The organism is Phenylobacterium sp., from assembly GCF_035944335.1.
Taxonomy (GTDB): domain Bacteria; phylum Pseudomonadota; class Alphaproteobacteria; order Caulobacterales; family Caulobacteraceae; genus Phenylobacterium.
In genome coordinates this window covers 43,384-68,045 of sequence record NZ_DASZBG010000059.1, presented here as the reverse complement: position 1 = coordinate 68,045, position 24,662 = coordinate 43,384, and the positions used below count along the sequence as shown (strand labels likewise).

Annotated in this window: 30 protein-coding genes; 19 read left to right on the top strand and 11 right to left on the bottom strand. The window is 70.0% G+C overall.

All coding sequences use genetic code 11. The features are described 5' to 3' along the window. Positions 1–504 (bottom strand): recombinase family protein, encoded by a 504-nt coding sequence (locus VGT80_RS10780; RefSeq protein ID WP_327455631.1) that lies wholly within the window; start codon positions 502–504, stop codon positions 1–3. A 110-nt stretch (positions 505–614) separates the two neighbouring features. Next, positions 615–1,187 (bottom strand): GNAT family N-acetyltransferase, encoded by a 573-nt coding sequence (locus tag VGT80_RS10775; RefSeq protein ID WP_327455629.1) that lies wholly within the window; start codon positions 1,185–1,187, stop codon positions 615–617. A 33-nt stretch (positions 1,188–1,220) separates the two neighbouring features. Here VGT80_RS10775 and VGT80_RS10770 point away from each other — a divergent pair, with 33 nt between their 5' ends. The 7 genes from VGT80_RS10770 to VGT80_RS10740 are packed head-to-tail and all read left to right on the top strand — an operon-like array spanning position 1,221 to position 7,431. Then, positions 1,221–2,147, top strand: a complete 927-nt coding sequence (locus VGT80_RS10770; protein ID WP_327455627.1) for a histone deacetylase family protein — start codon at positions 1,221–1,223, stop codon at positions 2,145–2,147. Positions 2,148–2,195: 48 nt separating this feature from the next. Next, positions 2,196–2,816 carry a histidine phosphatase family protein gene (locus VGT80_RS10765; protein WP_327455625.1) on the top strand — a complete coding sequence of 207 codons (621 nt, stop codon included), beginning with the start codon at positions 2,196–2,198 and terminating at the stop codon, positions 2,814–2,816. 30 nt (positions 2,817–2,846) lie between these two features. Then, positions 2,847–3,089: an exodeoxyribonuclease VII small subunit gene (locus VGT80_RS10760; protein WP_327455623.1), complete on the top strand. Its 243-nt coding sequence runs from the start codon at positions 2,847–2,849 to the stop codon at positions 3,087–3,089. Beyond that, positions 3,089–3,970, top strand: a complete 882-nt coding sequence (locus VGT80_RS10755) for a farnesyl diphosphate synthase (protein WP_327455622.1) — start codon at positions 3,089–3,091, stop codon at positions 3,968–3,970. The genes VGT80_RS10760 and VGT80_RS10755 overlap by 1 nt, the downstream gene beginning before the upstream one ends. Positions 3,971–3,995: 25 nt before the next feature. Further along, positions 3,996–5,915: a 1-deoxy-D-xylulose-5-phosphate synthase gene (gene dxs / locus VGT80_RS10750; RefSeq protein ID WP_327455621.1), complete on the top strand. Its 1,920-nt coding sequence runs from the start codon at positions 3,996–3,998 to the stop codon at positions 5,913–5,915. Positions 5,916–5,921: 6 nt separating this feature from the next. Beyond that, a complete protein-coding gene (gene bla, locus VGT80_RS10745) occupies positions 5,922–6,776 on the top strand; it encodes a class A beta-lactamase (RefSeq protein ID WP_327455620.1) in 855 nt (284 codons plus the stop codon). A 58-nt stretch (positions 6,777–6,834) separates the two neighbouring features. After that, positions 6,835–7,431 (top strand): cytochrome b, encoded by a 597-nt coding sequence (locus VGT80_RS10740; protein ID WP_327455619.1) that lies wholly within the window; start codon positions 6,835–6,837, stop codon positions 7,429–7,431. 4 nt (positions 7,432–7,435) lie between these two features. Here the strand turns inward: VGT80_RS10740 and VGT80_RS10735 are convergent, their stop codons facing one another. From VGT80_RS10735 to flgF, 6 genes are all read right to left on the bottom strand, one after another. After that, positions 7,436–8,206: a hypothetical protein gene (locus VGT80_RS10735; protein WP_327455617.1), complete on the bottom strand. Its 771-nt coding sequence runs from the start codon at positions 8,204–8,206 to the stop codon at positions 7,436–7,438. An 80-nt stretch (positions 8,207–8,286) separates the two neighbouring features. After that, the gene (locus VGT80_RS10730) at positions 8,287–8,754 is read right to left on the bottom strand and encodes a hypothetical protein (RefSeq protein ID WP_327455615.1); all 468 of its coding nucleotides are present in this window, start codon (positions 8,752–8,754) and stop codon (positions 8,287–8,289) included. 61 nt (positions 8,755–8,815) lie between these two features. Next, positions 8,816–9,550, bottom strand: coding sequence for a flagellar basal body L-ring protein FlgH (flgH, locus tag VGT80_RS10725; RefSeq protein WP_327455613.1), 735 nt, complete (start codon positions 9,548–9,550; stop codon positions 8,816–8,818). 11 nt (positions 9,551–9,561) lie between these two features. Further along, on the bottom strand, positions 9,562–10,326 hold the full coding sequence (flgA, locus tag VGT80_RS10720) for a flagellar basal body P-ring formation chaperone FlgA (protein ID WP_327455611.1): 765 nt from the start codon (positions 10,324–10,326) through the stop codon (positions 9,562–9,564). Positions 10,327–10,330: 4 nt separating this feature from the next. Beyond that, positions 10,331–11,119 (bottom strand): flagellar basal-body rod protein FlgG, encoded by a 789-nt coding sequence (flgG, locus tag VGT80_RS10715; protein ID WP_327455609.1) that lies wholly within the window; start codon positions 11,117–11,119, stop codon positions 10,331–10,333. An 11-nt stretch (positions 11,120–11,130) separates the two neighbouring features. Continuing rightward, the gene (gene flgF, locus VGT80_RS10710) at positions 11,131–11,868 is read right to left on the bottom strand and encodes a flagellar basal-body rod protein FlgF (protein WP_327455607.1); all 738 of its coding nucleotides are present in this window, start codon (positions 11,866–11,868) and stop codon (positions 11,131–11,133) included. Between the two features lie 218 nt (positions 11,869–12,086). Here flgF and VGT80_RS10705 point away from each other — a divergent pair, with 218 nt between their 5' ends. From VGT80_RS10705 to VGT80_RS10685, 5 genes are read left to right on the top strand one after another with little or no spacing between them, the layout of a single operon-like run. Next, complete coding sequence (locus VGT80_RS10705; protein ID WP_327455606.1) at positions 12,087–12,680, top strand: flagellar basal body-associated FliL family protein; 594 nt, start codon at positions 12,087–12,089, stop codon at positions 12,678–12,680. Positions 12,681–12,712: 32 nt separating this feature from the next. Then, positions 12,713–13,834 carry a flagellar motor switch protein FliM gene (fliM, locus tag VGT80_RS10700; RefSeq protein WP_327455604.1) on the top strand — a complete coding sequence of 374 codons (1,122 nt, stop codon included), beginning with the start codon at positions 12,713–12,715 and terminating at the stop codon, positions 13,832–13,834. Next, entirely contained in the window at positions 13,831–14,334 is a 504-nt protein-coding gene (locus VGT80_RS10695; RefSeq protein WP_327455602.1) for a DUF6468 domain-containing protein, read from the top strand. The genes fliM and VGT80_RS10695 overlap by 4 nt, the downstream gene beginning before the upstream one ends. Then, on the top strand, positions 14,331–15,278 hold the full coding sequence (locus VGT80_RS10690; RefSeq protein ID WP_327455600.1) for a hypothetical protein: 948 nt from the start codon (positions 14,331–14,333) through the stop codon (positions 15,276–15,278). The genes VGT80_RS10695 and VGT80_RS10690 overlap by 4 nt, the downstream gene beginning before the upstream one ends. Before the next feature lie 3 nt (positions 15,279–15,281). Then, on the top strand, positions 15,282–18,203 hold the full coding sequence (locus VGT80_RS10685; protein WP_327455598.1) for an endoglucanase: 2,922 nt from the start codon (positions 15,282–15,284) through the stop codon (positions 18,201–18,203). On the opposite strand, the gene fliP is transcribed toward VGT80_RS10685, so the two are convergent. Together fliP and VGT80_RS10675 are read right to left on the bottom strand one after the other, a co-directional pair. After that, complete coding sequence (fliP, locus tag VGT80_RS10680; protein ID WP_327455596.1) at positions 18,200–18,997, bottom strand: flagellar type III secretion system pore protein FliP; 798 nt, start codon at positions 18,995–18,997, stop codon at positions 18,200–18,202. The genes VGT80_RS10685 and fliP overlap by 4 nt on opposite strands. Then, on the bottom strand, positions 18,997–19,287 hold the full coding sequence (locus tag VGT80_RS10675; RefSeq protein ID WP_327455594.1) for a flagellar biosynthetic protein FliO: 291 nt from the start codon (positions 19,285–19,287) through the stop codon (positions 18,997–18,999). Before VGT80_RS10675 ends, fliP begins: the two co-directional genes overlap by 1 nt. A 103-nt stretch (positions 19,288–19,390) precedes the next feature. On the opposite strand from VGT80_RS10675, the gene flgB reads away from it, so the two are divergent. The 6 genes from flgB to VGT80_RS10645 are packed head-to-tail and all read left to right on the top strand — an operon-like array spanning position 19,391 to position 23,681. After that, positions 19,391–19,810 carry a flagellar basal body rod protein FlgB gene (gene flgB, locus VGT80_RS10670; RefSeq protein ID WP_327455592.1) on the top strand — a complete coding sequence of 140 codons (420 nt, stop codon included), beginning with the start codon at positions 19,391–19,393 and terminating at the stop codon, positions 19,808–19,810. A gap of 14 nt (positions 19,811–19,824) precedes the next feature. Further along, complete coding sequence (flgC, locus tag VGT80_RS10665) at positions 19,825–20,244, top strand: flagellar basal body rod protein FlgC (RefSeq protein WP_327455589.1); 420 nt, start codon at positions 19,825–19,827, stop codon at positions 20,242–20,244. Positions 20,245–20,260: 16 nt separating this feature from the next. After that, complete coding sequence (gene fliE, locus VGT80_RS10660) at positions 20,261–20,572, top strand: flagellar hook-basal body complex protein FliE (RefSeq protein WP_327455587.1); 312 nt, start codon at positions 20,261–20,263, stop codon at positions 20,570–20,572. Positions 20,573–20,603: 31 nt separating this feature from the next. Further along, complete coding sequence (locus tag VGT80_RS10655) at positions 20,604–21,332, top strand: CPBP family intramembrane glutamic endopeptidase (protein WP_327455585.1); 729 nt, start codon at positions 20,604–20,606, stop codon at positions 21,330–21,332. Between the two features lie 31 nt (positions 21,333–21,363). Further along, complete coding sequence (locus VGT80_RS10650) at positions 21,364–22,134, top strand: ABC transporter ATP-binding protein (protein WP_327455583.1); 771 nt, start codon at positions 21,364–21,366, stop codon at positions 22,132–22,134. Further along, entirely contained in the window at positions 22,131–23,681 is a 1,551-nt protein-coding gene (locus tag VGT80_RS10645) for an ABC transporter permease/substrate-binding protein (RefSeq protein ID WP_327455581.1), read from the top strand. Before VGT80_RS10650 ends, VGT80_RS10645 begins: the two co-directional genes overlap by 4 nt. Positions 23,682–23,688: 7 nt before the next feature. On the opposite strand, the gene VGT80_RS10640 is transcribed toward VGT80_RS10645, so the two are convergent. Then, positions 23,689–24,180: a hypothetical protein gene (locus VGT80_RS10640; protein ID WP_327455579.1), complete on the bottom strand. Its 492-nt coding sequence runs from the start codon at positions 24,178–24,180 to the stop codon at positions 23,689–23,691. 215 nt (positions 24,181–24,395) lie between these two features. Between VGT80_RS10640 and fliQ the strand changes: the two genes are divergently transcribed. Then, the gene (fliQ, locus tag VGT80_RS10635) at positions 24,396–24,659 is read left to right on the top strand and encodes a flagellar biosynthesis protein FliQ (protein WP_327455577.1); all 264 of its coding nucleotides are present in this window, start codon (positions 24,396–24,398) and stop codon (positions 24,657–24,659) included. The last annotated feature ends 3 nt before the right edge of the window (positions 24,660–24,662 follow it).

Sequence of the window (24,662 nt, the reverse complement as noted above, 5' to 3'; positions counted from 1 at the left end):
TCAGGCCGCGCCGCAGGGCTCGGCGCGCAGGGCCTTCAGCTTGCGCCAGACCGTCATCCTCGAGACGCCGAGTTTGCGGGCGATTTCCACGGGCCCCAGGCCGGCGCGCTGCAGGGCGCGGATCTCGTGAGCCGGCGCGCGGGTCCGCCGGCGCGGCGCTTCGGGCGGCTCCAGCGCGGCCACGGCTTCCAGAATGGCGCGCAGCTGCTGGCCCGCGGGGCCGGCGCTGCTGAGCGGCGGGTCGACGGTGACCAGGCTCGCGCCGCGCTGCTCCAGCCGTTCGATGAGCTCCAGGATGCCGCGCGTCGAGCGGCCGAGGTGCTGCAGGTTGGGCGCCACCAGCTGGTCACCTTCGCCGATGAACTCCAGGATCGAGGCCAGCACCATCGGCGCCTCGCCCGCGCCCTCCTCGATGCGGATCACCTGGCAGCCCTGAGCCCGCAGCACGGCCGCCGACTCGGCCTCGTCCGCCTCGCTCGGTCGAACGTATCCGATCCTAAGCATCCTGCTCTCGCTCCCTCGAGACGACCCGGGGGAGGGTCCCAAATGCGGAGGGCCGGGCCAAGGGCCAGTTCGTTAATTCTCCGCAATGTTCAACCGGTTAGGGGGCCCATTCAGGCAGGATTGTGTTCAGACTGCGCCGTAGTTGCGGCGAAGCTGGCAAAACTCTCCGCGCGGCGCCGCAGGATGAACTCGTGGTCCACGGTCGCGCCGACCCGAAAGCCGTATTCGCCGACCTTCTCGAAGCCGTGGCGGCCGTAGAATCGCTGGGCCCCGAAATTCTCGCTCCAGACGCCGATCCAGACATCGCGCGGGCCCCTGGCCTGCAGCCAGGCCAGGGTTTCGGCGAACAGGTTGGCGCCCAGTCCGCGGCCCTGCCAGCGCTTCACGAAATAGAGCCGCTGCAGCTCGCCACAGGCGGCCGTGACCTCGGGGTGCGGCAGCTTGCACGGACCCGCCTGGGCATAGCCCACCGCCTGGCCGTCCGCCTCTACCAGCCAGGCGGCCTTTTCGGGGTCCGCGAGGTCCGCACGGGTGACCTCCAGTCCATAGGCTTCGGCCAGGAAAGCGGCGAGATCGCCTGACGGATAGAGATGGCCGAAAGTCTCGGCGAAGGTGCGCGCGCCGATCTCCGACAGGGTTTCGGCGTCGGCGGGGGTGGCGCGGCGGAGGGTCGGCTCGGGCATCGGCGTCGGGCGATTGTGGGTTAGACTGACGATATGACTGTCGCGCTCTACACGCATCTGGACATGCTCGACCACCGTCCCGGCGACCGCCACCCCGAACGGCCCGAGCGGCTGGCCGCCGTGATGGACGCCCTGGAGGACGCCTCCGACCTGGATCTCGCCATCCGCGATGCTCCGCTCGTGGAGGACGCCGACCTCGCCCGCGTGCATCCCCAGGCCTATGTCGAGGCCATCGCCCAGGCGGCGCCGGCGCAAGGGCTCCGCAAGCTCGATCCGGACACCTACATGTCGGCCGGCAGCCTGACCGCCGCCCGCCGCGCCGCCGGCGCGGTGGTGAGCGCGGTGCGCGACGTGGCCGCCGGCAGGGCCGACCGGGCCTTCTGCGCCGTGCGGCCCCCCGGCCATCACGCGGAGCCGGGCCTGCCCATGGGCTTCTGCATCTTCTCCAACGTGGCGGTGGCGGCCAAGGCGGCGCAGGCCGCGGGCCTGGCCAAGGTCGCGGTCGTCGATTTCGACATCCACCACGGCAACGGCACCCAGGCGGCCTTCGACGGGCAGGACGGGCTGTTCCTCGCCTCCATCCAGCAGTGGCCCATGTGGCCGGGCACCGGCCACCCGTCCGAGCCGACCTCGCCCAACATCGCCAACGCCGTGGCGCCTCCCGGCGCACCGGCCGCGGTGTGGCGCAAGGCCTTCGAAGGCCTGATGAGCCGCCTCGACGCCTTCGCGCCCGATCTGATCATCGTCTCGGCCGGCTTCGACGCCCATGTGCGCGATCCGATCGGCGAGGCTGGCCAGTCGCTGGAGGCGCCAGACTTCGCCTGGGCCACCCGGGCCATCGTCGACGTGGCCAACCGCCACGCCCACGGTCGGGTTGTCTCCTCGCTCGAGGGCGGCTACGACCTTGAAGCTCTGGGCTCCTCGGCGCTTGCGCATGTTCGGGCTCTGGCTGAGGGGTAAGGACGGGGGTCGGCGGGTGCGCGCGATGGCAGGAGCCGTCCGGATCGAATGGCCAGCCCGTTGACCGCAGAGGTTTCCGAATCCGCGGCCCCGCGCCCGACCGGCGCCATCGTCCTGGCGCGCCATGGCGAACCGGCCCTGTCGCGCAAGGTGAAGCTCACGGCCCAGCAGTACCGCGACTTCTGGGCCCGCTACGAGGTGCTGGGCATCCTGCCCGGCCAGACGCCGCCCGCCGCGCTCGCCAAGGTCGTCGAGACGGCCGGCACGCTCGTCTCCTCCACCCGGCTGCGCTCCATCGAGAGCGCCAAGGCGCTGTCGCCAGATCGCAAGTTCGTGCAGCACGAGGTGCTTATCGAGGCGCCCCTGCCGCCGCCGCCCTTGCCCAGCTGGGTCCGCTTCTCGCCGCGCATCTGGGGCTTCCTCGCCCGCTTCTGGTGGTGGTTCTTCAATCATCACGAGGGCCAGGAGACGCGGCTGGCCGCCGAGCGCCGGGCCGACGCGGCCGCGGACCTCCTGATCGGCTACGCCGAACAGGGCGAGGACGTGGTGGTGCTAGCCCACGGCTTCTTCAATTTCATGATCGGCCGCGCGTTGCGCGGGCGCGGCTGGAAGCAGGTCGCCAGCGAAGGCTACAAATACTGGTCGACGCGCCGCTTCGAGCGGCTCTAGTAGTCGCGCGCAACCCCCCGAGAGGATCCCATGTCCGAGCCCGCCGAGATTGCGAGCTTGAGCTTCGAGCAGGCGCTGGCCGAGCTCGAGCAGATCGTGGCGCGGCTGGAATCCGGCCAGGCTCCGCTGGAGGATTCCATCCAGCTCTATGAGCGCGGGGCGGCGCTGAAGACCCACTGCGAGCAACGGCTGGAGGCCGCGCGCCTCCGCGTCGAGAAGATCGTGGTCGGGGCCGGCGCGACGCCGGGGATCGAGCCCGCCGAGTTCAGCTGATGGAGGGCCTCGCCCAACGCGTGGCGGAGGCCGCCGACCTGGTGACCGTGGCCCTGGACGAGCTGCTGCCCCGCGCCGATGGGCCGGAGGCGCGGCTGACCGAGGCCATGCGCTATGCGGCGCTGGGGCCGGGCAAGCGACTGCGCACCTATTTCGCGCTGGAGACCGGCCGGATGTTCGAGCTGGACGACCGCTCGGTGCTGCGCTGCGCCTGTGCGCTGGAGTGCATCCAGGCCTACAGCCTGGTCCACGACGACCTGCCCTGCATGGACGACGACGATGTGCGCCGCGGCCGAGCGACGGTGCACAAGGCCTATGACGAGGCGACCGCCGTCCTGGCCGGCGACGCCCTGCAGACCGCCGCCTTCGAGATCCTGGCCCATCCCGACACCCATTCGGATGGATCGATCCGCGCCGAGCTGGTGATCCGGCTCGCCCAGGCGGCCGGCGCCAAGGGCATGGCCGGCGGCCAGATGATCGACATCCTGGGGGTCCGCGAGGACCTGGGCGGGGTCGCCCGCATGCAGCGGCTGAAGACCGGCGCGCTGATCGCCGCGGCCTTCGAGCTGCCGCTGGTCATGGCCCGCGCCAAGGAGGCCGAGCGCCACGCCCTGCTGGCCTTCGCCCATGACCTGGGCCTGGCCTATCAGATCGTCGACGACCTGCTGGACGCCGAGGGCGACGCCGAGAAACTGGGCAAGGCGGTGCGCAAGGACGCCGAGAAGGGCAAGGTCAACTTCGTCACCCTGCTGGGCGTCGACGCGGCCAGGGAGCGCCTCGGCGTGCTCGCCGAACAGACCCGCGCGCACCTCGATCCGTTCGGCAAGAAGGCTGAATTTCTGCGGGCCAGCGTCGATTTCGTGCTAGAGCGCCGCAACTAGTTCGCGAGTTCGTTTTATCCTCCCCATGCCCCCGGTCACCCCGCTTCTCGACACCGTCGCCTCGCCCGCCGATGTGCGGAAGCTGCCCGAAAGCCAACTGCGGCAGCTCGCCGACGAACTGCGGGCTGAGACCATCGACGCCGTGTCCGAAACCGGCGGCCATCTTGGGGCTGGCCTTGGCGTCGTCGAGCTCACCGTCGCCCTGCACCATGTCTACGACACGCCCAGGGACATCCTGATCTGGGACGTCGGGCACCAGGCCTATCCGCACAAGATCCTCACCGGCCGCAGGGACCGCATCCGCACCCTGCGTCAGGGCGGCGGCTTGTCGGGCTTCACCAAGCGCTCGGAGAGCGAATACGACCCGTTCGGCGCGGCCCACGCGGCGACCTCGATCTCCGCGGCGCTCGGCTTTTGCGCGGCCCGCGACCGGGAGGGCCGCGACAACAAGGTGGTGGCCGTCATCGGCGACGGGGCGATGAGCGCCGGCATGGCCTACGAGGCGATGAACAAGGCCTGCGAGACCACCAAGCAGCTGACCGTCATCCTCAACGACAACGACATGTCGATCGCGCCCCCGGTGGGCGGGATGAGCGCCTATCTGGCCCGCATGGTGTCGGGCGGCGGCTACCGCTCGATCCGCAGCCTGGGCAAGTCGGTCGCCAAGGTGTTCCCGCGCCCGATGCAGGAGGCGGCCCGCAAGGCCGAGGAATTCGCCCGCGGCATGGTCACCGGCGGGACCTTCTTCGAGGAGCTGGGATTCTATTACGTCGGCCCGATCGACGGCCATGACATGGATGCGCTGGTCCACGTCCTGCACAACGTCCGCGAGATCGACGACCGGCCGGTGCTGGTGCACGTGGTTACCCAGAAGGGCCACGGCTACGCGCCGGCGGAGAACGCCGCCGACAAGTATCATGGCGTCGCCAAGTTCGATGTGGTCACCGGCCAGCAGGCCAAACCCACCCACGTGGCGGCCCCGCAATACACCAAGGTGTTCGCCCAGGAGCTGGTCAAGCGCGCCGAACTCGACCCGAAGATCGTGGCGATCACCGCGGCCATGCCGGCGGGCACCGGCCTCGACCTGTTCCAGCAGCGCTTCCCCGACCGCGTCTTCGACGTGGGCATCGCCGAGCAGCATGCGGTGACCTTCGCCGCCGGCCTGGCGGCCGACGGAATGAAGCCGTTCGCGGCGATCTATTCGACCTTCCTGCAGCGCGGCTACGACCAGGTGGTCCACGACGTGGCCATCCAGAAGCTGCCGGTGCGCTTCGCTATCGACCGGGCGGGCCTGGTCGGCGCCGACGGGGCGACCCACGCCGGCTCCTTCGACCTGGGCTACATGGGCGCGCTGCCGGGCATGGTGGTCATGGCCGCCGCCGATGAGGCGGAGCTGGCCCATATGGTCGCCACCGCCGTGGCCATCGACGACCGGCCGAGCGCCTTCCGCTATCCGCGCGGCGAAGGGACCGGCGTCGAGATCCCGGCGCTCGCCGAGCCGCTGGAGATCGGCAGGGGCCGCATCGTCCGCGAAGGAACGGCGGTCGCCATCCTGTCGCTTGGCACGCGCCTGGCGGATTCGCTGAAGGCGGCCGACATGCTGGCGGCGCGGGGGCTCCCCGCCACGGTCGCTGACGCGCGCTTCGCCAAGCCGCTGGACATCGACCTGATCCTGCGGCTCGCCCGCGAGCACGAGGCCCTGGTCACCGTGGAAGAGGGCTCGGTCGGCGGCTTCGGCGCCTTCGTCCTGCAGACCCTGGCGCAGCACGGCGTGCTCGATCGCGGCCTCAAGGTCCGCACGCTCACCCTGCCCGACATCTTCCAGGACCAGGACAAGCCCGAGGCCATGTACGCCCAGGCGGGCCTCGATGCCGACGGCATATTGCGCGGCGCGCTGGATGCGCTGGGCGTCAGCAACGCCTCCATCGCGGGACGGCGTGCCTAGCCTCACATGCTGACCCGACGCGACGCCCTGGCGTTGGCGGCGGCGGGCGTCGCCCTGCCGGCGCGCGCGGCGACGTCCTTCGAGCAGGAGATGCGCGACCTCGAACGCGATAGCGGAAACCGCATCGGCGTCTCGGCGGTCGACGCCGGGTCTGGCCGGCGCCTGCGTTACAAACCCACTGAGCGCATCGCCATGTGCTCCACCTTCAAGCTCCTCGCGACCGGCGCCGTCCTCGCCCGCGTGGACGCCGGCCACGAGCGGCTGGAGCGCCGGCTTCGCGTCGACAAGGCTGATGTCGTCGGCTGGGCCCCGGTCACCGAGAAGCACATCGGCGAGGAGCTGCCGCTCGCCACGCTTTGCGAAGCCGCCATGACGCTGAGTGACAATGGGGCTGCAAACCTGCTCCTCAATGTGCTGGGCGGGCCGCCGGGGGTGACCGCCTACGCCCGCTCGCTGGGCGATCCCGCCACCCGCCTCGACCGCCGCGAACCCGAGCTCAATCGGGTCAAGCCGGGGGATCCGCGCGACACCACCACGCCCGACGCCATGGTCGCGGATCTCCGCAAGCTGGCCCTGGGCGGCGCGCTCTCGCCCGCCTCGCGCGAACGACTGGTCGGCTGGATGGTGGCCAATCAGACCGGCGATGAGTGCCTGCGGGCCGGTGTTCCGAAAGGCTGGCGGGTCGGCGACAAGACCGGCACGGGCCCGACCGGCGGCGCGGTCAACGACGTGGCGATCTTCTGGCCGCCCGGCCGCGCGCCGATCCTTATCGCGGCCTACACCGATGGCGGGCGCGGCGAGACCGACGAGCGTCGGCGCACGCTGGTCGCCATCGCCCGGATTGTCACCGCGCGCCTTTAGCGGCGCCCGCAATCTCAACCATTCGCTTCGCGGCCCGTTTGCATGGCGAGGAGAGCTCATGGACCCATCCCCACGCCAGGCGGTGAACGCCGCCACCCGCATCGCCGCCGGCGACGACCGCACCCGCTACGACCGCGTGGCGATCAGCCTGCACTGGCTCACCGTCTTCCTGGTGCTGGCCAATTTCGCCCTGGGGGAGACCTGGGGCTGGTTCGCCAAGCCGACGCGCCACCTGATGGTGATCACCCACATGTCGTTCGGCATCACCCTGGCGGCGGTGGTGATCGCGCGCATCGTCTGGCGGCTGATTCCCGGCCACCAGCTGCCGCCGGCCGCCGCGGGCCTTCAGCAGCTCGCCGCCAAGGCGGTGCATTACCTGCTCTACGGCCTGTTGGCGCTGGAGGCGGCGCTCGGGTTCGTGCTGCGCTGGTCGGGCGGCGAGGCGATGAGCTTCTTCGGCCTGCAGATCCCTTCGCCGATGGCCGAGGTGTCAAAGTCCACCAATGATCTGATCGGTCATTTCCACGAGTGGAACGGCTGGCTGATCATCGCGCTGGCCGTCGGCCACGCGGGCGCGGCGCTCTATCACCATGTGGTGGTCAAGGACGGCGTGCTGCGGCGCATGGCGCCCTGGCTCGAGCGGCGGGCCGCCTAGGGCGCTAGTAGGGCCGGTAGTAGCCCGGCGGCGGATAGCTCGGGCGCTGCGGATAGTAGCGCTGCAGATATTCCTGACGCTGCGCCTCGGCGTCGCGCGCGCGCTGGTCGTCCTCCGCCTGCTGGCGCTTGGCCTCGGCCTCGACCTGCTGGCGGTGGGTCTCATCGGCCACCTGCTGGGCCTGGGCCTCGGCGGCGTCCTTCTGGGCGCGGACCAGGGCGATCTGCTCGTCGGCCAAGCGCTTGGCGCGCGCCTCGGCTTCAGCGCGGGCCTTGGCCTCCTGCCGGGCGGCGACCTGGGCGCGGTACTGGACGTTCACCTGCGCGCCGCAGACCTTGAGGTCGTTGAGGCCCTGCTGGGCGCCGGCGAGCTTGGCGCTCACCGGCTCGTCGCCCAGCCAGGCGATCAGGAGGGTGCCGCCTTTGCGCAACGCGCTCACCGTCTCGTCGCTCAGCACCATGGTCCCGACCTTGGGGTCCTCCATGCGGGTCAGCAGGTTCGAATAGGGTTTCTTGTCGATGTCGATGGCCAGGAAGGCGCGCTTCGGCATCTCGTCCTTGGTGAACTTCAGGACGATCAGCTGGCCGTCGGAGGCCAGCGAGATCTGGGCGGGATTGCTCGACCGGCCGAGCAGCTCGATGTCGGTGTGGCAGCTGTCCTCATCCGGCGAGATGATCCAGGTGAAGACCGAATTGGTGGCCGCAGCCGGAGCGGCATGGCTCGCGCCCGCCAGCATCGCGGCGGCGAACGCACCGGTTACGAAATACCTGAACACGACAAGTCCTCAGCGCCCTCAACCGCCAAGTTACGCCTGAGACCACATGAACGGGAACTGACCGGAGTGTCGCGGGTCGCTTAATCACGACAAGTTTGAATGAACCGCCGGACCGTGCCCCGATCGACAGCGGGCAGGGGCAGACGTGTGCCGTCGCCCACATCAATCGCCAACTCGCCGCTCAAGGAGAAGCGCGCCAGCACTGGGTCATTCGGGGCGACCGTGCTCTCGATCATCACAGCGTTGCTGATGCCGGCCGGGCTCGCCGCGGCGGGGACGCGGCGTCTCTGTGCGCCGTCGCCGAGATCGATGTGCGCGGAGGCGACTTGGCCGAGGACGGCGATCCGCACCCCATTCGATCTCGGCTGGCAGGTCAGCATCACCAGCACGTCGTCGCTCTGCGGGCGGCCGTAGGCGAGCTTGGAACCTTCCCCGTCCACCTGGGCGAGGGACCAGCCCATGCCGGCGATCTGGCCTGGGGCGGGGGGCGTGGCGCAGGCGGCCGCGCCCAGGCCGGCGATCAGGCTGACGAAAACGGCGCGGCGCATGACGACCCCTTCCTTGCGGAAGAGAACGCCACGCGGGCCTCAGGCGTTGCCGCCTTCGGGGTCAGAAGGGCGAGAACTTCTCGATCAGCGACTGGCCGGCCGGGGTCTTCTGCACCCGGCTGATGTCGCCGCGGCCGCCGTAGGAGATCCTCGCCTCGGCGATCTGGGTGTGGCGCACGGTGTTGGAGGACGAGATATCCTCCGGGCGCACGATGCCGGCGACGGTCAGCTGGCGCAGGTCGGTGTTGGTGCGCACCTCTTGGGTGCCCTGGATCACCAGGTTTCCGTTCGGCAGCACCGTGGTGACCACCGCGGCGATGGTCAGGCTGATCTTCTCCGCCCGGTTCACCGCGCCTGCGCCGGCGTTGGAGGTCTTCGACGAGGTCTCCAGGGCGTTGGCCGGATCGAAGCCCTTCGGCAGGATCTTGCCCAGGCTGGATTCCAGGCCGAGCAGGTGCGGGATGCCGGCGGTGAGGCCCGCCGTGCGCGAGCTGGTCGTCGAGTTGATGGTCTTGGCGCTGTCGTCGATCTCGATCAGCACGGTGACGATGTCGCCGACCCGGGCGGCGCGCTGGTCGGCGAAGAATTCGCGGGCGCCGGTGCGCCAGAGCGAGTTGGCGCTCGCCGGGCGCGGCTCGTCGCGCGGCGCGGCCAGCGGCAGCACTGCCTGCTCGCGCGGCACCAGGGCGGCGGGATAGCCGACGGGCGCGAGTTCCGGTCCCTTCACCGCCTCCATCACCGAGGAACAGGCGCCCAGCGGCAGGAGGGCGAGGAGGGCGATCATCGACAGACGCATGGGAGCTTCCTTCAACGGGACGCGATACGGGTGGAGCGGGCGGCCTTGAGGTCCTCGGCCTGCGGGCCGACGATGGCGCGCCCGGGACCGGTGACCACCACCTGGATGGTCTTCTTCGAGACCGTGTTCTCGACGTTCAGGGTCTCGCCGACACCGGCGGCGCCCAGCGCCTTGCCCTGCAGGGCGAGCGAGATTCCCTCGGCCTGGAACACCACGGTGATCATGTCGCCGGCCTTGATGACGGCGGGCGCGGAGACGTCGCGGGCGAGCGCCGCGGCCCCGGCCCGCAGCGGATGGCGGGCGGCCAGGCCGATGATGGCGTCCGGATCGTGCGGCGAATCCGACGGCGTCACGGCGGCCTTGCTCCACACCAGGTCCTCCGGCGCGACGGTCTCGCCGGCCGAGATGTCCCGCGCCCAGGTCAGCACCTCGACGTTGCCGCGCTGGGCGGCGGCCGGCGTGGCCAACGAGCGCGCCGTGGCCGCAGCCGAGACCGGTCCGCCGTGCACCACCAGGGTCTTCAGACCCTCGGAATTGTCCCAGTCGAGGCCGGCGCGGCGGGCCGCGGCCTGCACCATCTTGGCGTTCAGCACGACGCTCGTGGCGGTGCGGTTGGCGACCACGACGCGCCCGGCCGGGCCGGCGCCCTCGAACAGGTCGTCCAGGGTGACGGCGCCGTCGGCATTGGCCGTGTCGGCCCGCAGGCGGACCGGTTGGCCGGCCAGCGCCGGGCCCGCGGCGGCCATCAGGGCGGCGGCGAGGACGAGCGCCTTCATGGGCTTATGACTTCACCTGGTTGGCGACGCCCAGCATGGCGTCGGCGGTGGAGATCACCTTGGAGTTCATCTCGTAGGCGCGCTGGGCGATGATCAGGGCGGTGATCTCGGAGACCGGATCGACGTTGGAGGCCTCGGTGTAGCCCTGCACCAGGACGCCCACGCCGTTGACGCCGGGCGCGCCGAGGGTCGGCGGGCCGGAGGCGGCGGTTTCCTTGAACAGGTTCGAGCCCTGCGCCGAGAGCCCCGCCTCGTTCATGAAGGTCGAGAGCTCCAGGGTGCCGACCACCGTGGGCGTCGGGCTGCCGGCGGTGGTCACCTGCACCTGCCCCGCCTGGGAGATGGTCACGTCGGTGGCGCCGGCCGGAATGGTGATCGCCGGCTGGACCAGATAGCCGTCCTGGGTGACCAGCTGGCCCTGGTCGTTGATCGCGAAGTTGCCGGCCCGGGTGTAGGCGTTGTCGCCGGCCGGGGTCAGCACCTGGAAATAGCCCTGACCGTTGATCGCCAGGTCGAACTTGTTGCCGGTCTGGGTCAGCGAGCCCTGGCTGGCGATCCGATAGACCGTCCCGGCCTTGACGCCCGCGCCCACCTGCACGCCGGTCGGCACCAGGGTGCCCTGGTCGGAGGACTGGGCCCCGGGCTGCTCCATGGTCTGGTAGAGCAGATCCTGGAACTCGGCGCGCTGCTTCTTGAACGCCACCGTGTTCATATTGGCGATGTTGTTCGAGATGACCTCGACGTTCAGCTGCTGGGCCGACATGCCCGTGGCTGCGGTGCGAAGCGCCTGCATCGGTTAGCTCCTTAAGCGGCTTTGCCGAGTTGCTGGACGGCCTGGGTCGAGAGATCGGCCTGGGTGTCCAGCATCTTGGCCATCTGTTCGTAGGCCCGGGAGACCTCGATCATGCGGGTGATCTCCTGGATGGGATTGACGTTGGAGCCCTCCAGCATCCCCTGGCGCAGCTTGGCCTCGGTGGCCGGCGTGCCGGTCTGGTTGGAGGTGTTCTGCATCAGGTTGTCGCCCACCTTCTCCAAGGTGGAGAGGTTGGTGAAGGTGACCACGCCGAGCTTGCCCAAGCGCTCGGTGCCCTGGCTGATGGTGCCGTCGCCCGAGATGGTGATCGGGCCCTTGTCGACCGACAGCGCGATCTCGCCGCCGCCGTCGTCCAGCACGGCCGCGCCGCTCTGGGTCACCAGCTTGCCCGTGTCGTCCATGCGGAAGCGGCCGTCGCGGGTGTAGCGCTCGCCCTTGGGCGTCTGGACCTTGAAGAAGCCTTGGCCGTCGATGGCCACGTCGAACGGCGAATCGGTCTTGCGCAGCGCGCCCTGGCCGAAGTTGCGGACGACGCCGCTGGGCATCACGAACTTGACCGGCGCGGGACCGCCCAGCGTGAAGGCCGGGGCCTGCGGGTCCTCGGTCTCGGTCAACGCCTCCACCTTGAAGCCGGCGGTGTCGGCGTTGGCGATGTTGTTGGCGATGATGTCCATCTGCCTTTGCAGCACCAGCTGCTTCGACAGTCCGACGTAGAGGCTGTTGTCCATTAATTTCCTGGGCCTCGACCCGCGTTCGAATTCGACAACAGCGCTGCAAGCTTCGGGCCAGATGAAAACCCAAAGAAATTCAGCGGTTAAAATGGTTAACGCCGGCCCGTCGGCGAAAACTGCCGGGTAGGGTTGGCCGCCGTTAAGGTCGGTTAAAAACGGGTTCTTAACCAAACGCCCCGCACACGTGAGCGACTAGGATTCTAAGGAACGCGCGCGTGGCCGAAGCCGCAGTCAAAGAGGCGCCCGAAGCCGAAGTCGTCGAAGGCGAGGACGGCGAGGCTGCGCCACCGAAGAAAAAGCTGTCGCTCAAGATGCTGATCATCATCGGCGCAGCGGCGCTGGTGGTGCTGGGCGGCGGGGGCGGGGCGGCCTTCTTCCTGCTGAAGCCCAAGCCGGACGCCGCGGCGTCGGGCAAGGCCCACAAGGCCAAGAAGGGCGGCAAGGACGAGAAGCCCGGCAAGGACGGCAAGGGCGCGGTGGCCCAGGTCCGCGAGGGCCCCGATGGGGTGCTGTTCTACACCGTGCCCGACATCGTCGTGAACATGCAGACCGCCGACGGCCGGCCCACCTTCCTGAAGCTGAAGCTCACCCTGGAGCTGCCCGACCAGGAGGCCGCCGACGCGCTGGAGCCGAACATGCCGAGGCTGCAGGACATGTTCCAGACCTTCCTGCGTGAGCTGCGCCCCGAGGACCTGTCGGGCAGCCAGGGCTCCTACCAGCTGCGCATGGAACTGCTGCGCCGGGTCAATCTGGTGATCGCGCCCTCCAAGGCGAACGCCGTCCTCATCGAGGAGATGCTGATCAACTAGCCCGCCTCCGCGGACGGTTGGTCCAAGTCAGTATGGCCGAAGATCCCGAAACCCCCGAAGCCGTCGAAACCCCCGCCGCCGACGCCGCGGCGCCGGCCGACGGCGAGTGGAGCGAGACGGCCGCCTCCGACGGCACGGCGCCGGCCCAGGGCGACGGGGCCATCGGCTCCGAGCGGATCCTCAACCAGGAGGAGATCGACAGCCTGCTGGGCTTCGACCTCTCCGAGGAGGAGATGTCCGAGCGCACCGGCATCCGGGCGATCATCAACTCGGCGCTGGTCTCCTACGAACGCCTGCCGATGCTGGAGATCGTCTTCGACCGGCTGGTCCGGTACATGACGACCTCGCTGCGCAATTTCACGTCCGACAACGTCGAGGTGAGCCTCGACAACATTTCCTCGATCCGCTTCGGCGACTACCTCAACTCGATCCCGCTGCCGGCCATCCTGGCGGTGTTTCGCGCCGAGGAGCTCGACAATTACGGCCTGCTGACGGTCGACTCGAACCTGATCTATTCGATCGTCGACGTGCTCCTGGGCGGCCGGCGCGGCACCGCGGCCATGCGCATCGAGGGCCGGCCCTACACCACCATCGAGCGCGTGCTGGTCCAGCAGATGGTGCAGGTGGTGCTCAACGACGCCCGCTCGGCCTTCGAGCCGCTGACGCCGGTCAGCTTCACCCTCGATCGCCTGGAGACCAATCCGCGCTTCGCCGCCATCGCAAGACCCGCCAATGCGGCCATCCTGGTGAAGCTGCGCGTCGACATGGAGGACCGCGGCGGCCGCATCGAGTTGTTGCTGCCCTACGCCACCCTCGAGCCGATCCGGAAGATGCTGCTGCAGCAGTTCATGGGCGAGAAGTTCGGGCGCGACAACATCTGGGAAAGCCACCTCGCCAGCGAGCTCTGGACCACCAGCATGGACGTCCGCGCCGTGCTCGACGAACAGCAGGTGCCGCTGCGCCAGATCCTCGATCTGAAGGTCGGCGACACCATCATGCTGAACGCCACCCCCGACAGTTTGATCGAGCTTCGAGCGGGCTCGATTCCGCTCACGCGAGGCCGCATGGGCCGCCGCAATTCCCACATCGCCGTCCGCGTGGAGGCGCCCCTTCCGCCCAACGCCCGCGCGGCCGTCACGAGGGCCAGTGAATGACACTGATCGGTCTTGCCATGAACCTGCTGCTGGCGGGCTTGCTGGGCGCCGCCCTGGTCCTGGGCCTTCGGCTCAACAAGCGTTTGAAGGCCCTGCGCGACAGCCACGACGGCTTCGCCATCGCGGTTCGCGAACTGAACGCCGCCGCCGAGCGCGCCGAGCAGGGGCTTGCCGACCTGCGCGCCGCCACCGACGAGGCCGTCGACACGCTCGCCGACCGCATCGAGAAGGGCCGGGCCCTGGCCGCCAAGCTGGAGCGCCTGATCATCGTCGCGCCGCGCGAGGCCAAGGAAGCCCCCGACCCCCGCGACGAGGGCCACGACAAGCGGCTCGGCATGCTGCTGGCCGCCGCCCGCGAGGGCCGGGGCCGGCCCGAGCGCCCGGAACGGGCCGAGCGTCCCGCGCCGATCGCCGCCGCGCCGCTGCGTCCCCGCGTCAGTCCCGAAGACGACCTCTTCGAAGACCCGCCGCTCCGGCTGCATCAAGGAGGCCGCCTATGAAATCCATGCCGCGTATCCTGCCGCTGGTGGGCGTCGCCATCGGCGGCGTCCTGGCGGTCAACGCGCTCGCCGGCGCCCGCGATCTGCCGAGCCTGTTCTCGAACGCCAAGGCCTTCGCCGAGGAAACCGCCAAGGGCGCCAAGCCCGCCAAGGGCAAGGCGGACAAGTCCAAGGACGCCAAGGCCGGCGATCCCGCCGCCACGGCCGACGCGGCGAACACCGCCCCCGTCATCCCCGCGCTGCCGCCGCCCAGCATCAAGCCGCAGGCGGTCTGCGCCCCCACCGCCGCCGAGCTCGCCAAGGAAGCCGGGCTGTCGCCGGCCGAGCTGCAGGTGCTGCAGAACCTGGGGGCTCGCCGCGGCGAGCTCGACCAGCGCGCCACCGACCTCGACACCCAGATGGCCCTGCTGGCCGCCGCCGAGGCCAAGCTCGACGCCAAGGCCAAGGCGCTCACCGGCCTCAAGGCCGACGTGCAGGGCCTGCTCACCCAGGCCGACGGCCGCGAGGCCGCCGAGGTCGACCGGCTGGTGAAGGTGTTCGAAGGCATGAAGCCCAAGGACGCCGCCCCGCGCATGACGCTGCTGGACGACGCCGTGCGGCTGCCGATCGCCGCCAAGATGAAGGAGCGCTCGCTCTCGGCGATCCTGGCCCAGATGCCGCCGATCGAGGCCAAGAAGCTGACGGAGTCGCTGGCCAAGCGCTTCGCCGCCGCCCAGATCCTGGCCGCCAACGGCATCGCCCAAGCCGATCCGGCCAAGCCTGCGCCGGCCGCTGCCGCCGCGGCGGCGCCGGCCAAGCCTGCGGCCGTGAAGACCGCCAAGGCCCGCCCGCGCAAGAAGGCGCCGGCCTCCAAGCAGGCCTCGGCCGCCAAGCCGCCCGCCGCCGACGCGGCCCCGGCCGCCGCCACACCGCCCGCCCCGGCCGCCGCCCCGAAGGCCGGCTGACCGATGAGCCTGCGCCGCACCCTGCGCTCCGGCGTCGCTGCGGTCGCCATCGCGGCCGTCGTGGCGCCCGGCGGCGCGTGGTCGGCGACCCATGCCCCAGCCGGCCTCGACGTGCATGTGGCCCAGGCGCAGGACTTCTCGCGCATCGAATTCCACGGCGGCGGGGCGATCAAGTCGCGCCGCGATGGCCAGACCCTGGTCATCGATTTCGTCGGCAATGCCGATCCGGACATCGCCCGGCTACACACCGATCCGCCCAAATGGGTGAAGACCGCCGAGAAGCGCCACGTGGACGGCCACCTCGAGCTGGCGATCACCCTCACGGACGACGCCGACGCCAAGCTGGGCTTCGCCGATGGGGCGGCCTTCATCAATGTGTTCGCCAAGCCGACCCCGGATCCCGCGGCTGCGGCCAAGGCCCAGCTCGCCGCGCAAGCGCCGTCGCCGGAACCGCCCCGGCCCAATCCGATCCCGGCCGGCGGCGTCGTCCACATGGACGCCAAGGTCGCCAATCAGCAGGTGCTGCTCACCTTCGGCTGGGCCAATCCGGCCGGGGCCGCGGTGTTCCGGCGCGGCGACGCCGTCTGGGTGGTGTTCGACGCGGCGGCGACGCTGGACGTCTCGAAAGCGCCTCGCGGCCTGAAGCAGTTCTCAGGCCTCACCGCCTACCGCGGCGCGGACTACACCGCGATCCGCATCGATGCGGCCCACCAGATCCCGGTGTTCGCCGTCAGCCAGGGCGCGGTCTGGACCATTGCGCTCGGTCCCGGCGATCAGGGCCAGCCCAGCCTCGTGCACGTCGCCCGCGACGATGCGCAGGGGCCCGCCGTGCTGAAGGCCCCGGTGGCCGGCGCGACCCGCATCGTCAAGCTGGTGGACCCGGCCGTCGGCGACGTGCTCTCGGTGGTCACCGCGCTGGGCCCGGCCAAGGGCCTGCCCTCGCGGCGCGAATATGTGCAGATGGCCTTGCTGCCCTCGGTGCAGGGTCTCGCCGTCGAAAGCTACATCGACGACCTCTCCGTCGATCGGGCCGGCGACATCGTCCACATCGGGCGTCCGTCGGCTGGCCTGGTGCTCTCGCCCAAGTGGGCGACGCAGGACCGCGAGCAGGCGCAGCTGGGCGCCCCGCAGCCGGCGGCCATGCCCTCCCTGGTGGACTACGAGAACTGGCCGCGCACCGGCTCCGGCGGATTCCTCGCCCGCTACAACGCGCTGCTGTCGGCGGCCTCGACCGAGCAGGCCAGGACCGGCCCCGGCGCGCCCACCGCCGCGCGGATGGCCATGGCCCGCTTCCTGGTCGGCTCGGAGCTGTCGTTCGAAGCCATCGGCGTGCTCAACGAGGCGGCCCACGACCAGCCCAAGCTGCTGGACGATGCGGAATTCCGCGGCCTGCGCGGCGTGGCCCGCGTCATGGCCCGCCGCTACAAGGAGGCCGACACCGACTTCTCCTCGCCGGTCCTGGTGGAGGACCCGGCCAGCGCGCTGTGGCGGGCCTACGTCGCCTCGCAGCTCGCGCAATATGCCGAGGCCCGCACCCAGTTCGCCAAGGGCGCCGAGGCCTACGCCCTGTTCCCCGCCGTGTGGAAGGTGCGCTTCGCCCGCGCCGACGCCCAGGCCGCTCTGGCGCAGGGCGACCTGAACGGCGCCGACAGCCGCATCCGCCTGGCCTTGCTGGAGAAGACAGATCCCTACGAGGAGCTCGCCACCCGCCTCGTGCAGGCCCGGGTCATCGAGCTGCAGGGCCACAAGGACCGGGCGCTGCATGTCTACCAGGCGATCGCCAAGGCGCCGGCCGAGTACCTGTCGGCGCCGGCCCTGCTGCGCGCCACCCAGATCCAGCTCGATGGCGGCAAGATCACCCCTGTCCAGGCGGCGGGCGTGTTCGACGGCCTGCGCTATCGCTGGCGCGGCGACGCCACCGAACTGGAGACCATCCGCGCGCTGGGCCAGCTCTATCTCGGCCAGGGCCGCTACCGCGAGGCGCTCGAGGCCCTGCGCTCGGCCGGCAAGCGGCTGCCCGACCTGCCCGAGGCCCTGCAGCTGCAGGCCGACCTCACCGCCGCCTTCCGCGGCCTCTTCCTGGACGGTTCCGCCGACGGGCTCGAACCCATCCAGGCGCTCGCCCTGTTTTACGACTTCAAGGAGCTGACCCCGATCGGCGCCGACGGCGACGCCATGGTGCGCAAGCTGGTCCGCCGGCTGGTCGACGTGGACCTGCTGGACCAGGCCGCCGAACTCCTGAAGTACCAGGCCGACAATCGCCTCGACGGCGTGTCCAAGGCGCAGGTCGCCACCGACCTGGCCGTGATCTACCTGATGGACAAAAAGCCGGAGCAGGCGATCCAGGCGATCAACGCCTCGCGCACCACCATCCTGCCCGCCGCCCTCAACGCCCAGCGCCGGCTGATCGAGGCTCGCGCCTGGGCCGGCGTCGGCCGCTTCGATTCAGCCCTGGAGATCCTCGACAAGGACGCCTCGAAAGACGCCCAGGAGCTGCGCGCCGAGGTCACCTGGAAACAGAAGAATTGGGCGGCCGCCGCGCCGCTGTACGAGAAATCGCTCGGCGACCGCTACAAGACCGCGACGCCGCTCGCCGCCGAGGAAGAGGGACGGCTGCTCCGCGCCGGCGTGGCCTACAGCCTGGCCGGCGACGACGCCGCGCTCGCCCGCCTGCGCGGCGAGTACCAGGGCTTCATCGAAGGCGCGCACAACCCCGATGCCTTGAGGATCGCCCTGGCCGGCATGTCCGGCGGCCATCTGAACGTCGCCGACTTCGGCCGCGTCAGCGCCGACAACGAGGTGTTCGCCGGCTGGGTCGACAAGATGAAGGCCCGCTTCCGCGAGCCCCGCGCCGCCGCGCCGGCGGCCAAGCCCGCGGCCGCGCCGGCCAGGCGCGCCGAGGCCCCGACCGCGGCGAAGGGCTAGCCGGCGCCGGGTCCGTGCTGGAAGCTCTGCACGAGACTGCCTGCCACCAGCCGCCAACCGTCCACCAGGACGAAGAAGATCAGCTTGAAAGGCAGGCTCACCACCACCGGCGGCAACATCATCATGCCCATGCTCATCAAGACGCTGGCCACCACCAGGTCGATCACCAGGAACGGCACGAACAGCAGGAAGCCAATCTCGAAGGCGCGCTTCAGCTCGCTGATCATGAAGGCCGGCGTCACCACCCGGATCGGGGTGTCGGCGATCTTCGCGGGGCGGGGGACCTTGGAGAGCCGCACGAACAGGTCGAGGTCGCCGCGGTCCACCTGGCTCAGCATGAAGGTCTTCACCGGCGCGCTGGAGGCGTCGAAGGCCTGCGGCAGCTCCATCTTGTGATCCAGCAGCGGCTTGATGCCGGCCTGGTACGAGGCGTCGAAGGTCGGGCCCATGACGATGGCCGTCAGGAACAGCGACAGCGAGATGATCACCGCGTTCGGCGGGCTTTGCTGCAGGCCGAGCGCCGTGCGCAACAGGGACAGCACCACCACGATCCGCACGAATGAGGTGGTCATGATCACGATGGAGGGCGCGAGCGACAGCACGGTCAGGAGACCGACCAACTGCACCACCCGGTCGGTCAGGCCGGCGCCCGACCCCAGGTTGATGTTCACCGCCTGGGCCGCGGCCATGGCCGGGAAGATCAGGGTGAGGACGGTGGTCAGACCGGCCAGGCCCGCCGCCCGGCGCCACTCCGCCGCGGGCAGGGCGCGGATGGCGGCGATGAGCTCGCCCATCAGCCGCGGGCCCCCGTCGTCTTGGCTGGCTTGTCGACCGGGCCCAGCACCTGGCCCTCGCCCAGCAGGATCAGCTTCTCCTGGCCGTCGCAGGCGACCAGCACCAGGCGGCGCGACGGATCGAGCACCAGGGTCTCGATGACCGCCAGCCGCCGCTCGCCCTTCAGCGGCGCGGCGAACTTGCCAAGCGCGCCCGCGCCGTAACGGCGCAGCGCCACCGCCACCAGGCCGAACAGGCCCAGGGCGACCAGCAGCCCGAAGACCGCTCTGAAGAAGTAGCCGACGTCCATGAGGCCAGTTTGAGGGGATTCGCGGCCAAACGGGCGCTTCGACATCGTGTCGCGGCAAGTTCCTTAATCGCCGATTAACCCTGTTTGTTCACCTTTGCGGACCATGGATCTCGCCGACATCCCGCTCTTCGCCATGATCCGCGGCAAGCTGGGCTATCTGTCCGAGCGGCAGAAGGTCATCGCCGAGAACGTGGCCAACGCCAACACCCCTGGCTACAAGCCGCACGAGCTGAAGCCGTTCAGCTTCCAGGCTCAGGTGCAGGCCCAGGCGACCAGCGCCTCGTCCATGGCGGTGACCCAGCCGGGGCATATGACGCCGCCGCACGCCTCCGGTTCGGCCTCGGTCGCCAAGCCGGTGGTCACAAAGGATTCGGAGACCACCCTCGACGGCAACTCCGTCGTCCTCGAGGACGAGATGCTGAAGATGAGCCAGGCGCGCGCGGACTACGACGCGGCCATCGGCTTCTACCAGAAGTCCCTCGATCTCATCCGCCTGGCCGCCCGCGCGCCAGGCCACGGCTAGGAAAGGACTGACCCATGGCCGACGTCCGCTTCAACGCCGAAACCGCCCAGGCGATCGCCGCCTCCGCCCTGCGCGCCCAGCAGGGCCGCATGCGGATCATCGCGGAGAACCTGGCCAACGCCAATTCCACCTCCAAGACCAAGGGTGGCGATCCGTACCGGCGCCAGGAACCGGTGTTCGAGCCGACGCCGGTGGCCGGCGGGATGGGCGTTCGGATGTCGCGCGCCCAGCCGGACTCGAGCGCCTTCAAGCTGCAGTTCGACCCGGGCAATCCGTCCGCCGACGCGTCGGGCTATGTGAAGCTGCCCAATGTCGATCCGTTGATCGAGGCCCTCGACATGCGCGACGCCCAGCGGGCCTACGAGGCCAACCTCAATGTCATCGACACCGCGCGCACCATGCAGATGCGCACGCTCGACCTCCTCAAGAAGTAGGCGAGGGCGCTAGGTCATGATGACCCCCCTCGCCGTCGCCAAGGCCTACGCGGCCGTCCAGAAGGCGGCGGGCGCGGAGTCCGGTCTCGGCGCCGGGGCGCCGGCCCAGGGCGGCGGCTTCGGCGAGATCCTGAAATCGGCCATGGCCGACGCCTCCAAGGCCTCCAAGAACGCCGAAACCCAGATGAGCAACCACATCCAGGGCAAGGGCGATCTGGTGGACGTGGTGACGGCGGTGTCCTCCGCCGAGGCCAGCCTCGAGACCGTGATGGCGATCCGCGACCAGGTGATCAACGCCTACCAGGAAATCATGCGCATGCCGATCTGACGGCGGCGCGTCCCTCGCTCCCGGAGCCTTCATGACCGCAGCATCGCCCGCGAAAGCCCCGCCGCTGGTGGGGCCGTTCCGGCTCGGCGTCGACGTCGTGGTCATGGCCGTGCTGACCATCGCCTCGGTGATGGCCTTCTCGGCAAGCCAGGTCTCCGCGGCGGGCTGGCTCGGCCGGCTGGTGGTGCCGGGCCGCATGCTGATCCTGCTGCTGATCGCCACCCTCCTCCTGCGGCAGAGCGGCCAGGGCTGGCGCGACGTGGGCTTCGCCCGCCCGAAGCGGCTTTGGCTGACGCTCGTGCTGGCGCTCGGCGGCTACCTAGCCTCCTATCTGCTGGTCGGCCTCGTCGTGGCGCTGCTGTTTCCGGTGCTGCACCTGTCGCGTCCCGGCATCGGTCCGTTGGGCCACGTCCGCGGCAACCTCGGCGAATACCTCTACTGGATGATCCCCGTGACCTGGGCCTCGGCGGCCTTCGGGGAGGAGATGCTGTTCCGCGGCTTCTTCTTCACCCGCCTGCTCAGGATGTTCCCCGCCTCGCGGCTGGCGGTGGCGGGCGCGGTGCTGGCCCAGGCGATCCTGTTCGGCTCGCTGCACCTCTATCTCGGGATGAGCGGCGCCATCGTCGCCGGGGTCATGGGGATCGTGCTGGCCTCGGTCTATCTGTTCGGCGGCCGCAATCTCTGGGCCAGCATCATCCTGCACGGCCTGATCGACTCGACCTCGATCACCGTCGTCTACCTCGGGCTCGCGAAGGTCTGACGCGCCGGAAAACCGTGCTAGGCCTTGCCCCATGCCCGGGGCGATCGAACTTGCTGACATCGAGAAGCGCTACGGCGCTCAGCAGGCCCTGGCCGGCGTCAGCCTCGTCGTGCAGCCCGGCGAGTTCACCGCCCTGGTCGGCGGATCCGGCTCCGGCAAGACCACCCTGCTCAAGACCATCAATGGCCTGGTGACGCCCGACGCCGGTCAGGTGCGCGTGCTGGGCGAGCTGGCCCGCGACCAGCCCCCGCACATCCCACGGCGAAAAATCGGATATGTTTTCCAGGAGATAGGCCTCTTCCCTCATCTGAGCGTCGCCGAAAACATCGCCATCACGCCGAAGCTGCTGGGCTGGGCGCCGGACCGCATCGCCGCCCGCGTCGAGACGCTGCTCGACCTCGTGGCCCTGCCGCGCGAGGTCGCCGGCCGCGCGCCCTCTGAGCTCTCCGGCGGCCAGCGGCAGAGGGTCGGCGTCGCCCGCGCGCTCGCCGCCGAGCCCAAGATCATGCTGATGGACGAGCCGTTCGGCGCCCTCGATCCGCTCACCCGCGACCAGCTCGGCAGCGATTACCGCGGCCTGCACGAGCGGCTTTCCCTGACCACCCTGATGGTCACCCACGACATGGCCGAGGCCGTGCTGCTCGCCGATCGCATCGTGGTGCTGTCGGCCGGGCGCATCGTGGCCGACGGCAAGCCGGCCGAGCTTCTGGCCACCGCCAAGGACCCGGAGGTCCGCGCGCTCCTCGAGGCCCCGAAACGCCAGGCCGACCGGCTGCGCGCCAAGCTGGAGGCCGGCGCTTGAACGCCCGTCTCGCCGCCGCCTGGGCGCTGCTTCCCGAATACCTCGCCTGGCACGTGCTGCTGTCGGCCAGCGCGCTTCTGCTCGGCGTCGCCATCAGCCTGCCGCTGGCCATCGCCGCGGCCCGCTCGGCGCGGCTGCGCTGGCCGGTGCTGGCCGGCGCGAGCCTGATCCAGACCATTCCGAGCCTCGCCTTGCTCGCCCTCTTTTATCCCCTGCTGTTGGCGCTCTCGGCGCTCAGCGTCCGGCTGATCGGCGACGGCTTTCCGGCGCTGGGCTTCCTGCCGTCGCTCTTGGCGCTCACCCTCTATTCCATGCTGCCGATCCTCAGGAACGGCGCGGCCGCCATCCTCGGCGTCGATCCGGCGATCCGCGAGGCCGCCGACGGCGTGGGCATGACGCCCCGCCAGCGCCTGTTCCAGGTGGAGCTGCCGCTCGCCGCCCCGGTGATCATGGCCGGCGTCCGCACCGCCGCGGTCTGGACCATCGGCGCCGCGACCCTCTCGACCCCGGTCGGCCAGACCAGCCTCGGCAACTACATCTTCGCCGGGCTGCAGACCGAGAACTGGGTCTTCGTGCTGTTCGGCTGCGCAGCCTCGGCGGGCCTGGCGCTGGTCGCCGACCAATTGCTTGGCCTGGTGGAAGCCGGCGCGCGGCGCCGCAGCCGCGCCCTCACGCTGGCTGGGCTCGCCGGCCTCGCCGTCGGCGTCGCCTTCGCCGTGCTGCCCCTCGCCGGGTTGGGCAAGCCGGGCGCCTATGTGATCGGGGCCAAGAACTTCTCCGAGCAGTACATCCTGGCCGACCTGATGGCCCAGCGGCTGCAGGACGCCGGCGCCACTGTCCAGCGCAAGGAGGACCTCGGCTCGGCCGTCGCCTACCGCGCCCTCGCCGCCGGCGAGATCGATGCCTACGTCGACTATTCGGGCACGCTGTGGACCAACGTCCTGCAGCGCACCGGCAATCCCGGCCGCAAGCCGGTGCTGGATCAGCTCACCGCCGAGCTGAAGCGCCGCGACGGAGTCCTGGTCTTGGGCTCGCTGGGGTTCGAGAACGCCTATGCCTTCGTGATGCGGCCGGACCGCGCGGCGGCCCTGCACATCGCTTCCATCGCCGACCTCGCCCGCGAGGCGCCGCACCTGACGCTGGGCTCGGACCTTGAGTTCCTGTCGCGTCCGGAATGGAAGGCGGTGCAGTCAGCCTATGGCCTCAGCTTCAGGACCCAGCGTTCCTACCAGCCGACCTTCATGTACCGGGCGCTGAGCGGCGGCGAGGCCGACGTGATCTCCGCCTTCTCGTCCGACGGTCGGATCGCCGCCGACAGGCTGGTGGTGCTCAGCGATCCCAAGGGCGCGATCCCGCCCTATGACGCGGTGGTGCTGATCTCGCCCCGGCGCGCGAACGACGCGCGGCTGCTCGCGGCCCTCAAGCCGATGATCGGCAGGGTCTCGGTCGAGGCCATGCGCCAGGCCAACCTCACCGTCGACCGGGATCGGCAGAAGGCGACGCCGGCCGAGGCCGCCAGGGCGATGCGGCTCAAGCTCGGCCTTTGAACGGGCTTTAGTTAGCTTCCAGCGAGGCCTGTTCGCGCGTGTAGGCGACCAGCTTGGAGAGCGCGTTGGCATAGGCGCCGGTAACCTCGCCGAAGCTGCCCTGAACCGAGATCGGCCAGGCCTTCTTCCCGCAGGCGTACTGGTAGGTCATCTCGCCGCGCGATCCGGGGATCACCGGCTCGTAGCCGTCCTTCTTGGTGGCGACCCAGCTTTCCTTGGTCTTCAGGTCGCTGTCGAACCAGACCACCATCTCGGGGCGGATCATCGGCGTGCCGGTGCAGGAGACCTGCCACAGCGCCTTGACCACCGGCTCGTCCGCCTCGTTCACCTTCAGGGACGAGGTCCAGACGCTGACGTTGCCGTTCGCATGGACGACCTTGCTGTCGGTCTCCATCATCAGCAGCTCGGCCGGGGTTGCGCCCATCACATGCCACGTCTCGGCCAGGGCCGGCGTGGCGAGGAACATCAGCGCCGCCGCGGAAGCGAAATATCTCAGCATCAACTCAGCCTTCCACTTAGCTCTCCGGGGCCGACAACGGCGCAGCCGGCGCTTGGTCGCCTCCGATCTCGGAAATGTGTTGAGGGCTGGCCGCCGCGCCACACCGCCCGCGCAGGCCGTAAAGGCGCCAAATCAGCACTTCGTTAACCATACCGGCAGAAATTGCCCAGGTGGCCGCGCGCCGCCCGATTTCAGTGGCTTTCGAAGGGGTTTCCATGAACGGCGCCGAGGTTCTGGACGTCGGTCGCGACGCCATCTGGCTGACGCTTCAGCTGTCCGCGCCGATCCTCATCGTCGGCCTGATCGTCGGCGTCGGGATCGGCCTGCTGCAGGCCCTGACCCAGATTCAGGAAGCCACCCTGGTCTATGCGCCGAAGATCGTGGCAATCTTCGTCAGCCTCTTGGTCTTCCTGCCGCTGATGGGCGCCCTGATGAGCGGCTTCATGCGCCACATCGCCGCCCGCATCGCGGCGATGTAGGCG

Bases quoted from the DNA above. Each gene is read 5' to 3' on its own strand.
- VGT80_RS10780 (WP_327455631.1), bottom strand. From the start codon at position 504: ATGCTTAGGATCGGATACGTTCGACCGAGCGAGGCGGACGAGGCCGAG.
- VGT80_RS10775 (WP_327455629.1), bottom strand. From the start codon at position 1,187: ATGCCCGAGCCGACCCTCCGCCGCGCCACCCCCGCCGACGCCGAAACC.
- VGT80_RS10770 (WP_327455627.1), top strand. From the start codon at position 1,221: ATGACTGTCGCGCTCTACACGCATCTGGACATGCTCGACCACCGTCCC.
- VGT80_RS10765 (WP_327455625.1), top strand. From the start codon at position 2,196: ATGGCCAGCCCGTTGACCGCAGAGGTTTCCGAATCCGCGGCCCCGCGC.
- VGT80_RS10760 (WP_327455623.1), top strand. From the start codon at position 2,847: ATGTCCGAGCCCGCCGAGATTGCGAGCTTGAGCTTCGAGCAGGCGCTG.
- VGT80_RS10755 (WP_327455622.1), top strand. From the start codon at position 3,089: ATGGAGGGCCTCGCCCAACGCGTGGCGGAGGCCGCCGACCTGGTGACC.
- dxs (WP_327455621.1), top strand. From the start codon at position 3,996: ATGCCCCCGGTCACCCCGCTTCTCGACACCGTCGCCTCGCCCGCCGAT.
- bla (WP_327455620.1), top strand. From the start codon at position 5,922: ATGCTGACCCGACGCGACGCCCTGGCGTTGGCGGCGGCGGGCGTCGCC.
- VGT80_RS10740 (WP_327455619.1), top strand. From the start codon at position 6,835: ATGGACCCATCCCCACGCCAGGCGGTGAACGCCGCCACCCGCATCGCC.
- VGT80_RS10730 (WP_327455615.1), bottom strand. From the start codon at position 8,754: ATGCGCCGCGCCGTTTTCGTCAGCCTGATCGCCGGCCTGGGCGCGGCC.
- flgH (WP_327455613.1), bottom strand. From the start codon at position 9,550: ATGCGTCTGTCGATGATCGCCCTCCTCGCCCTCCTGCCGCTGGGCGCC.
- flgA (WP_327455611.1), bottom strand. From the start codon at position 10,326: ATGAAGGCGCTCGTCCTCGCCGCCGCCCTGATGGCCGCCGCGGGCCCG.
- flgG (WP_327455609.1), bottom strand. From the start codon at position 11,119: ATGCAGGCGCTTCGCACCGCAGCCACGGGCATGTCGGCCCAGCAGCTG.
- flgF (WP_327455607.1), bottom strand. From the start codon at position 11,868: ATGGACAACAGCCTCTACGTCGGACTGTCGAAGCAGCTGGTGCTGCAA.
- fliM (WP_327455604.1), top strand. From the start codon at position 12,713: ATGGCCGAAGATCCCGAAACCCCCGAAGCCGTCGAAACCCCCGCCGCC.
- VGT80_RS10695 (WP_327455602.1), top strand. From the start codon at position 13,831: ATGACACTGATCGGTCTTGCCATGAACCTGCTGCTGGCGGGCTTGCTG.
- VGT80_RS10690 (WP_327455600.1), top strand. From the start codon at position 14,331: ATGAAATCCATGCCGCGTATCCTGCCGCTGGTGGGCGTCGCCATCGGC.
- VGT80_RS10685 (WP_327455598.1), top strand. From the start codon at position 15,282: ATGAGCCTGCGCCGCACCCTGCGCTCCGGCGTCGCTGCGGTCGCCATC.
- fliP (WP_327455596.1), bottom strand. From the start codon at position 18,997: ATGGGCGAGCTCATCGCCGCCATCCGCGCCCTGCCCGCGGCGGAGTGG.
- VGT80_RS10675 (WP_327455594.1), bottom strand. From the start codon at position 19,287: ATGGACGTCGGCTACTTCTTCAGAGCGGTCTTCGGGCTGCTGGTCGCC.
- flgB (WP_327455592.1), top strand. From the start codon at position 19,391: ATGGATCTCGCCGACATCCCGCTCTTCGCCATGATCCGCGGCAAGCTG.
- flgC (WP_327455589.1), top strand. From the start codon at position 19,825: ATGGCCGACGTCCGCTTCAACGCCGAAACCGCCCAGGCGATCGCCGCC.
- fliE (WP_327455587.1), top strand. From the start codon at position 20,261: ATGATGACCCCCCTCGCCGTCGCCAAGGCCTACGCGGCCGTCCAGAAG.
- VGT80_RS10655 (WP_327455585.1), top strand. From the start codon at position 20,604: ATGACCGCAGCATCGCCCGCGAAAGCCCCGCCGCTGGTGGGGCCGTTC.
- VGT80_RS10650 (WP_327455583.1), top strand. From the start codon at position 21,364: ATGCCCGGGGCGATCGAACTTGCTGACATCGAGAAGCGCTACGGCGCT.
- VGT80_RS10640 (WP_327455579.1), bottom strand. From the start codon at position 24,180: ATGCTGAGATATTTCGCTTCCGCGGCGGCGCTGATGTTCCTCGCCACG.
- fliQ (WP_327455577.1), top strand. From the start codon at position 24,396: ATGAACGGCGCCGAGGTTCTGGACGTCGGTCGCGACGCCATCTGGCTG.